This window comes from Streptomyces sp. NPDC059037 (assembly GCF_042740015.1).
Lineage (GTDB): Bacteria > Actinomycetota > Actinomycetes > Streptomycetales > Streptomycetaceae > Streptomyces.
This window is the reverse complement of record NZ_JBHYIG010000108.1, coordinates 20,628-28,341: the sequence shown is the minus strand read 5'-3', so window position 1 is coordinate 28,341 and position 7,714 is coordinate 20,628. Positions and strand designations below refer to the sequence as shown.

The following is a 7,714-nucleotide window of genomic DNA, read 5'->3' as shown; positions in this document are numbered from 1 at the left end:
GGGTGGTCGCGCCCCCGGGGGGGAGCCGAACATGACCCCGCCCCGCGCCCCTTCGGGGGCGCGCCCGCACCGCACCGGACTTCGCCAAAGCCGCTTAGAGAGCCAGCCCCTCCACCGCCTTGAGGACATGACCCGCACCGTCCTCCGCGCCCATCCGGCGGGCGATGCCCCCGGCTGCCGCCTTCAGCGAGTGCTCGCGCACGGCGTGGCCGAGCTGTTCGGCCAGGCGCTCCGCGGTGAGGTGCTTGAAGGGGATCGGCGTGGTGGCGGCGCCCAAGGCGGCCACGCGTGCGGCCCAGAACGGCTGGTCGGCCATGACGGGGACGGGGATCGCGGGGACCCCGGCCCGCAGCGCCGCCGCCGTGGTGCCCGCGCCCGCGTGGTGGACGACCGCGGCCATCCTCGGGAAGAGCAGCGCGTGGGGCGCCTCGTCGACGGTGAGGATGTCGTCGCCGTACGCCATCAGGCCCGCCCGCCCCTCCTGGAGCACTCCGCGCAGCCCGGCCTTGCGCAGGGCGGCCACGGCGATCTCGCTCAGCCGTTCCCCATCCCCGGCGGCCATGCTGCCGAAGCCGATGAAGACGGGCGGCGGGCCCGCCCGCAGGAAGTCCTCGTGGGCGGCGGGCAGCGGGCGGCCCGGGTCGTGGTGCGGCCACCAGTTGCCGACGACGTCCAGGCCGTCGCGCCAGTCTCCGGGCCGGGGCACCACGGCCGGGCTGAAGCCGTGCAGGACCGGCCACCGGGACTCCTCCCGTCGGCGCCGGACGGCTCCGGGCTCGGCCGCGGGCAGGCCGAGGCGGCTGCGCAGGTCCCGGACGGCGTCGGCGTAGACGCGGTCCGTCATCCGCAGCGAGAAGCGGCCCATCGCGCGGTTGCCGGGGCCGCCGAGGGAGCGGGCACCGCTGACGACCGGCGCGAACTCGCGGGTGGGGTGCGTGGGTTGGAGGTACACGCCCAAGGTCGGTACGTCCATGGCCTCGGCCAGGTGCCAGCCGAGCGGGGCGGTGGTCGTCGAGAGCAGCAGTGCGTCGACGCCGCCGCCCTGCGCCGCGTCGACGAGCCCTGACCCCAGTTCGCGTACGAACGACGCGGCCGCCCGCAGCAGCTCCCGCTTGCCGCCGCTCCCGCCGCCGGAAGCGTGCGGGTCGGCGGGCAGCGGACGGAAGGTGAGCCCTGCGGCGCGGACGAGCGGTGCGAAGGTCTCCTGGGTGGCGAGGGCGACGTCGTGGCCCGCTGCGCGCAGCCGGGCGCCGAGTCCGGTGTACGGCGCGACATCGCCGTACGACCCTGCCGCGGTGATCAGTACGCGCATCAGCTTCCCTCCCTCTCAATGAGTGACCCCACGCCGGACTCGACGCCACCCTCAACCTCAGGTTTAGCTTTACCTTCAGGGTTGGCTCGGGCATTGGCGAGCACCGCGGCGCGCAGGAACATCGCCAGGCCGGGCCGCTGCTCGGAGGGCGGCACGACGAGTGCGAAGGCCCTCGGGTCCTCTGCGAAGTCGTCGGCGACGCGGATGTGCATGTCGGGCGGGCACGGGGTGAACCAGCGGGAGATGTGCCTGCGGTGCTCCTCGGCCAGGGCCGTCGCGCGCTCTCCCTCGGCGGCCTCTCCCTCGTCGAACGCCGCGACGAGCCGCTCGCGCCACCGCGCCGCCTCGCTCATGAGCAGCGCCCAGTCCTCCTTGGAGTGGGCGGCGGCGCGGCTCATCGCCTCGCGATGTCCCGCGCTGCCCGCCCACTTCAGCTCGGCCTCGGTGGCGTAACTCAGATCGAAGGTGATCTCCCCGAACACCTCGAACCGCTCCTGCGGGCTGAGCCGTACGCCGGTCTGCTGCACCTCCATGGCCCGCTCGGCGACCTGCACCAGGCGCCCCAGCTTGCCGATCTGCTCGACCAGCGCCTTGTGCCGGGCGCGCAGCTGGTCGAGGGCGTTGGCCTGCGGGTCCGCGAGGATCTCCGCGATCTCCTCCAGGGCGAAGCCGAGTTCGCGGTAGAAGAGGATCTGCTGCAGGCGGGCCAGGTCGGCCTCGCTGTACAGGCGGTAGCCGCCGGGGCTGCGCTCGCTGGGGGTGAGCAGACCCGCCCGGTCGTAATGATGCAGGGTGCGGACGGTCACCCCGGCGAACCCGGAGACCTGCCCCACGGTGTAACTCATGGACCTCGCCTTTCGTCGGGCTGAAGCCTGCAGCCTGACGCGGCGTGAGGGTCAAGCCCGCCGCGCCGCAGCGAGCCCGGAGTGCGGCCCACCAGCTTGCGGACGGTGCGGGTGAGGTGGGCCTGGTCCGCGAAGCCGGCGGCGATGGCGGCTTCCGCGATGCCCGTACCGCCCTCGACCAGCGCGCCGACCGCGGTCCGCAGCCGCTCCCACTGCCGCAGGGTGCCGAGCGGAATGCCCACCTCCGTGCGGACCAGCGTGCGCAGCCGCGCCGGGGAGAGCCCCACGTCGGCGGCGACCGCGTCGAGCCGGGCTGCCCCGCCGCAGGCCCGGACCGCATGGCGTACGCGTGCGTCGACGGCGGTCGGCGGCCCGGCGAACGCGGCCAGTTCGGCGCGCAGCGCCGCGCCGTCCAGCTGCGGCCCCAGCGCGTCGCGCATCCTCCGCGTCCGCGCAGCGTCGAGCCAGAGCGGCCGCACGGCGTGGGCCGCGCCCGGCACCCGCCATGGTTCGAGGAAGACGGCGACGAAGCCCGACGAGGTGCCGCAGCCGTGCTCGCACCGCGGCGGCACCAGCACGCCCGCCCCGGCGTCCGCCCCGACGGTGACGTGTCCCCCGGCCGGCAGGACGAGCTTCCAGGCGGGATGCCGGTGCCGGGTCACCTCGTACGGACGGGATTCGGCGAAGACGGTGATGCCGTGCCCGGCGGTGAACGTGCCCATGGTCCGACAGTGTGCCCAACCGCCTGAACCATCGGCCCACCCCCCTGAACCGTCAGTCCAACGGAACCTCCAGATGTTCAACGGCCAGCGGCTCGAAGGAGATCCGTGTCGTGGATCCGTCGTCGGCCCACCGCACCTCGACCCCGTCGGCCGTCGCGTCCACCGCGGTGACCGCCTCCGCCAGTGGCGCTGGGTCCGGCTCCGCGGTGAGCAGCGCGAGGGCCGCGTAGCGGGAGGTGCCCTCCGTGTCCGCCGTGAGGCGCGGCATGCGGGCCCACCGGGTGAACGCGGTGCCCTGGGGTGCGCGTTGTTCGTCCTGGGCGGTCCAGCCGTGCAGCGGATGGAGCGCGGAGTGCAGGTTCTCCTCGGGCCCGGTCGCCCAGCCCGTGTGGGTGACGCGGGCGCCGTGCGGTGCGCCGATGACGCGGTGCACGCGCAGTTCGTAACGCCCCTTGGCCACGGTGACGCTCTCCACGCTCAGCCCCGGCACCATGGGCGGGCCGCCGACGAAGACCGGGGTGTGCCGGGATGCGGCCCAGCCCCAGTCCGGCCCGTTGTCGGCGCCGAGCGGCTCGATACGGCAGCGGGCGCTGCGGATGCCCGCCACTTCTACGGCGATGTGGTTGTCGGGGGTGTTGCCGCGTGCCGTGGGGCCGGTGCGGGTGGAGTAGGCGTGGCGGGCGTAGAGCGGGTCCTCGTGCGCGGCCGACTGCGCCTCGTGCGGGCGCGCGTGGTCGCTGCCGTGGTTGTGCAGCCGGACCACGCCGTCCGCGCGGGTGCTGTGCACCAGCAGACCGGGCGCGGGCAGCGCGAGCACCCGGTCGCGGGTCTCGCTGGGCGCCGGTTCCTCCGTCGCCGTCCACAGGGGGTGTCCTGCCGGGGCGAGCAGGCAGACGAACGCCTTCGACGCCCAGTACGGCGACGCGGGCCCCGAGTAGTTCTGCAGGCTCGCCTCGTGCGGGCCGTGCCAGCCGAGGCTGAGCAGGCCGTCGTCGCCGACCGAGCCGCGGTCGAGGAAGTAGCGCAGCGATCCGCTCAGGAGGCGGCGCGAGGTGCCGGGGGTGAGCGGGGTGTGGCCGGTGACCGCGCCGAGGGCGACGGACGCCGCGGCGGCGAACCGGTAGGTCAGGGAGCGGCCGAAGTGGATCGGGGCGCCGTCGCCGCCGAAGAGGAGTCCGAAGCTCTCCAGGTGTTCGCGCAGACGGGGACCGTGGACCTCCAACTGGCGCTTTTCGTCGGACAGTTGGGCGTCGAGTGTCGGGTAGAGGTGCAGTGCCCAGCCGTTGTAGTGGTCGAAGGCGCGGCCGTCGCCGTCGGCGTACCAGCCCTGGCCGCGGTACCAGGTCTCCAGGAGTTCCAGGGCCCGTTCGCGGGCCCTGGCCGTCTCCGTGTCGCCGCGGCCCACCGACTCCAGGAAGCCTGCCACGGTGTAGGGGAAGAGGTACCAGTTGTTGGGTGCGGGGACGTGGCGGAGCGCGCCTCGCAGCCATTCCTCCGCGCGGTCCTGTACGTCGCCGTCGAGGCGGTCCCACAGCCAGGGGCGGGTCAGCCGCAGGCCGAGCGCCACGGAGGCGGATTCGACCATCGGCTGACCCTGGATCTGGTGGTCGAGGACGACCGGCCAGGACTCGGTGTCGTCGCGGCCGGGTGTGCGGGTGCCCGCCGCGAGCCCCCGCGCGTACCGGTCGAGCCATCCGTGCGGGTCCTTGCCCTCGGCGCCCGCCACCCGGAACGCGGCGGCGAGGAAAGTGCGGGCGTATCCCTCAAGGCCGTCCGACCGCACGCCGGACGCGGAGGGCCGTCCCGGCAGGTCGAGGAGGGCGCCGTGCGGTGTCGCCCACTGCCAGGCGGCGCCCAGGAGGCCGTCGGCGGCGGTCTCCCAGTGCTCGCGTGTGTAGCCGGTGTGCGGGCTCAACTCCCGGTTCTCTTCGGGCAGTCCGGGGATGCTCATGCGAGGTAGGCCAGCCTTTCGCGTCGTACGGGATGGGCGAAGCCGTCGCCGGCGGCCCAGCGGCCGAGTTCGGCGACGGCGAGATCGGCGAGGCGCCCCCACTCGTTGCCCTGCGATCCGGCGAGATGCGGGGTGATGGTGACGTTGTCGCAGTCCCACAACGGGTGGTCGGGGGGCAGCACTTCGGGGTCGGTGACATCGAGGACGGCCCGGATGCGGCCCGCCGTGGCGGCCTCGGTGAGGGCCTCCTGGTCGAGCACCGCGCCGCGGGCGGTGTTGATGAGCACCGCGTCGTGGCGCATCGCCGCGAGCAGGTCGTGGCCGACGAGACCGCGGGTGGCGGGCAGCAGCGGGGTGTGCACGCTGACGACGTCGCTGCTCGCGAAGAGTTCCTCGATGCCGACGGGCCGCACGCCGAGCGCCGCAGCCGCCTCGTCGCTGACGTACGGGTCGTGCAGCAGCACCCGCAGGTCGTACGGCCGCAGGAGTTCGATCACCCGCCGGCCGATCAGCGATGCGGAGAGGATGCCGACCGTGCGGCCGTAGTTGCCGACACCCTGCGAGACGCCGAGCCAGTCGTCGCGGCGGCGGGTGACGCCGAACTCACGGGCGCGCTCGAGGACGTGCTTGCCCGTCAGCAGAATCATGGCGACCGTGTATTCGGCGACGGGCAGCGCGTTGGCCGCGGCGGCCGACGACACCTCGATGCCGCGCTCCCAGCACTCCTCGGTGATGTGCCCGCGTACCGACCCCGCGGTGTGCACGACGGCCCGCAGCCGGGGCGCCGCCGCGAGCGCGGCGGCGTCAAGGGGCGGGCAGCCCCAGCCGGTGACGAGGACCTCCACGTCCGCGAGCACGGAGCGGGCCAGCGGGGTGGTGAAGTCGTCCAGGACGGTGTCCGGCACCAGATCGCAGACCTGGCCGAGCGCGGCCAGGGCGCCGGGGCCGAGCACGGCGGTCGCCGCGTCCTGCCCCATGGCGAGCGCGGTGTGCGGACGGTGACTGCCGTTCATCGACACATTCCCTTTCACATGGCCCTTTCCTATGGCTCACTTGACCGAGCCCGCGGTCAGGCCCGACTTCCAGAAGCGCTGCAGCAGGATGAAGGCGAGGATCAGCGGAAGCACCGCGAGGAGCGAACCCATGATCACCACGGGGTAGTACTCGGGCGAGACGCTTGCGGAGCTGTTCCAGGTGTAGAGGCCGAGGCTGACGGGATACAGCTTCTCGTCCGAGAGCATCACCATGGGCAGGAAGAAGTTGTTCCAGATGGCGGTGAGCTGGAAGAGGAACACCGTCACCAGGCCGGGCCCCAGCATCCGCAGGGCGACGCGCACATACGTGGTCAGCTCCCCCGCCCCGTCCATCCGCGCCGCTTCGAGCACCTCGTCGGGAACGTACCCCTGACTGAAGATCCGGCCGAGGTAGACACCGAACGGATTGAAGAGGACCGGGATGAACACCGCCCAGAAGGTGTCGACGACACCCGTGGCCGACGCCATCAGATACAGCGGCAGGGCGAGCACCGTCTGCGGCACCATCACCGCGGCGAGCACCAGGCCGAACACCTTCTCCTTGTGCCGGAAGCGGTACTTGTCGAAGGCGTAGCCGCAGGCGACGCTGATCAGGGCGCTGATCGCGGCGCCGAGGACGGCGTACAGCAGGCTGTTGGTGTACCAGCGGCCGTACAGGCCGCCGTCCATCGCGAACAGGTCGCGCAGATTCTGTACGAAGGAGAAGTCGGCCAGCGAGAAGAAGTCGCTGCTGAACAGGGCGTCCCGGTTCTTGGACGCGGCGAGCACCAGCCACAGGACGGGCAGCAGGGTGTAGAGCACCGCGATGCCGACCACGGTGTTCACGACGGTGCGGCCCACGAGGCGGGGACGGCCCGCGGTGAGGGTGTCGGCGCTCATCGCGCGGCCTCCTTCTGGGAGCGGTTCGTCCACCGGGTGACGCCGTACGACAGGGCGACCGTGCACAGCAGCAGGATCACCGAAGCGGCCGCCGCCAGGCCGTAGTTGTTGCGGGTGAACGCCGCGTCGTAGATGTACATGCTGGGCGAGAAGCGCGAGTTGATCATCGGGGAGGACTGGCTGAGCAGCATCGGCTCGGTGAACAGCTGCAGCGCCCAGATCAGGGTGAACATGGCGACCATCACGATGGAGGAGCGCACCAGCGGCGCCTTGACCTGGAGCGCGGTGCGCACCGGTCCCGCGCCGTCGACGACCGCGGCCTCGATCACCTCGCGGGGGACGGCCTGCAGGGCGGCGTAGAAGATCACCATGTTGTAGCCGAGGTTGCTCCACAGGGCGATGTTCACGATCGACGGGAGCACGGTGTGCACGCCGAGGAAGTCGACGGTGATGTCGCCCTTGGCGAGCAGTTCGACGACCGGGCTGAGGCCCGGGGTGTAGAGGTAGAGCCAGATGAGGGCGGCGATGATGCCGGGCACCGCGTGCGGCAGGAAGAGGCTCAACTGCGCCCAGGTGCGCAGCCGTACGACACCCGAGTCGAGCAGCAGGGCCAGGGCGAGGGCGCCGATCACCATCAGCGGGATGTAGATCAGGCAGTAGAGGGCGACCACGCCGAGGCTGCCGAGGAAGGTCGGGTCGGTGAGGACGGCCGTGTAACTGCGCAGGCCGACGAAGACGGTGCGTTCGGGGCCGAAGCCGAGGCCGGGCTGGTCGTCGCTGAAGAAGCTCAGCCAGACGGCGGTGCCGACGGGGATCAGGAAGACCGTCGCCAGCAGGATCAGGAAGGGGGTCATCAGGACGCCGCACGCCATGTGTTCACGGCGGCGCGCACTGGCGCGGGTGCCGCGGGCGGCGGCGGGGGCTGCGGCCGTGCGGGCGGCGCGGGCCGGGGGCGCGGTCGTGGTCATCGG

7 protein-coding genes are annotated in these 7,714 nt (G+C 72.7%); all 7 read right to left on the bottom strand.

The genetic code is table 11. From position 1 onward, the window contains the following. Positions 1–94: 94 nt before the first annotated feature. The 7 genes from ACFWY6_RS22565 to ACFWY6_RS22535 are packed head-to-tail and all read right to left on the bottom strand — an operon-like array spanning position 95 to position 7,711. Positions 95–1,312, bottom strand: coding sequence for a glycosyltransferase (locus tag ACFWY6_RS22565; RefSeq protein WP_384693155.1), 1,218 nt, complete (start codon positions 1,310–1,312; stop codon positions 95–97). Then, on the bottom strand, positions 1,312–2,157 hold the full coding sequence (locus tag ACFWY6_RS22560) for a MerR family transcriptional regulator (RefSeq protein WP_384693152.1): 846 nt from the start codon (positions 2,155–2,157) through the stop codon (positions 1,312–1,314). Before ACFWY6_RS22560 ends, ACFWY6_RS22565 begins: the two co-directional genes overlap by 1 nt. Then, the gene (locus ACFWY6_RS22555; protein WP_384693150.1) at positions 2,154–2,879 is read right to left on the bottom strand and encodes a helix-turn-helix domain-containing protein; all 726 of its coding nucleotides are present in this window, start codon (positions 2,877–2,879) and stop codon (positions 2,154–2,156) included. The genes ACFWY6_RS22560 and ACFWY6_RS22555 overlap by 4 nt, the downstream gene beginning before the upstream one ends. Before the next feature lie 52 nt (positions 2,880–2,931). Next, complete coding sequence (locus ACFWY6_RS22550; protein WP_384693147.1) at positions 2,932–4,830, bottom strand: DUF2264 domain-containing protein; 1,899 nt, start codon at positions 4,828–4,830, stop codon at positions 2,932–2,934. Continuing rightward, positions 4,827–5,843: a hydroxyacid dehydrogenase gene (locus tag ACFWY6_RS22545; RefSeq protein ID WP_384693144.1), complete on the bottom strand. Its 1,017-nt coding sequence runs from the start codon at positions 5,841–5,843 to the stop codon at positions 4,827–4,829. The genes ACFWY6_RS22550 and ACFWY6_RS22545 overlap by 4 nt, the downstream gene beginning before the upstream one ends. Before the next feature lie 36 nt (positions 5,844–5,879). Then, complete coding sequence (locus tag ACFWY6_RS22540) at positions 5,880–6,743, bottom strand: carbohydrate ABC transporter permease (RefSeq protein WP_384693142.1); 864 nt, start codon at positions 6,741–6,743, stop codon at positions 5,880–5,882. Further along, positions 6,740–7,711 carry a carbohydrate ABC transporter permease gene (locus tag ACFWY6_RS22535; RefSeq protein WP_384693139.1) on the bottom strand — a complete coding sequence of 324 codons (972 nt, stop codon included), beginning with the start codon at positions 7,709–7,711 and terminating at the stop codon, positions 6,740–6,742. The genes ACFWY6_RS22540 and ACFWY6_RS22535 overlap by 4 nt, the downstream gene beginning before the upstream one ends. Between the last annotated feature and the right edge of the window lie 3 nt (positions 7,712–7,714).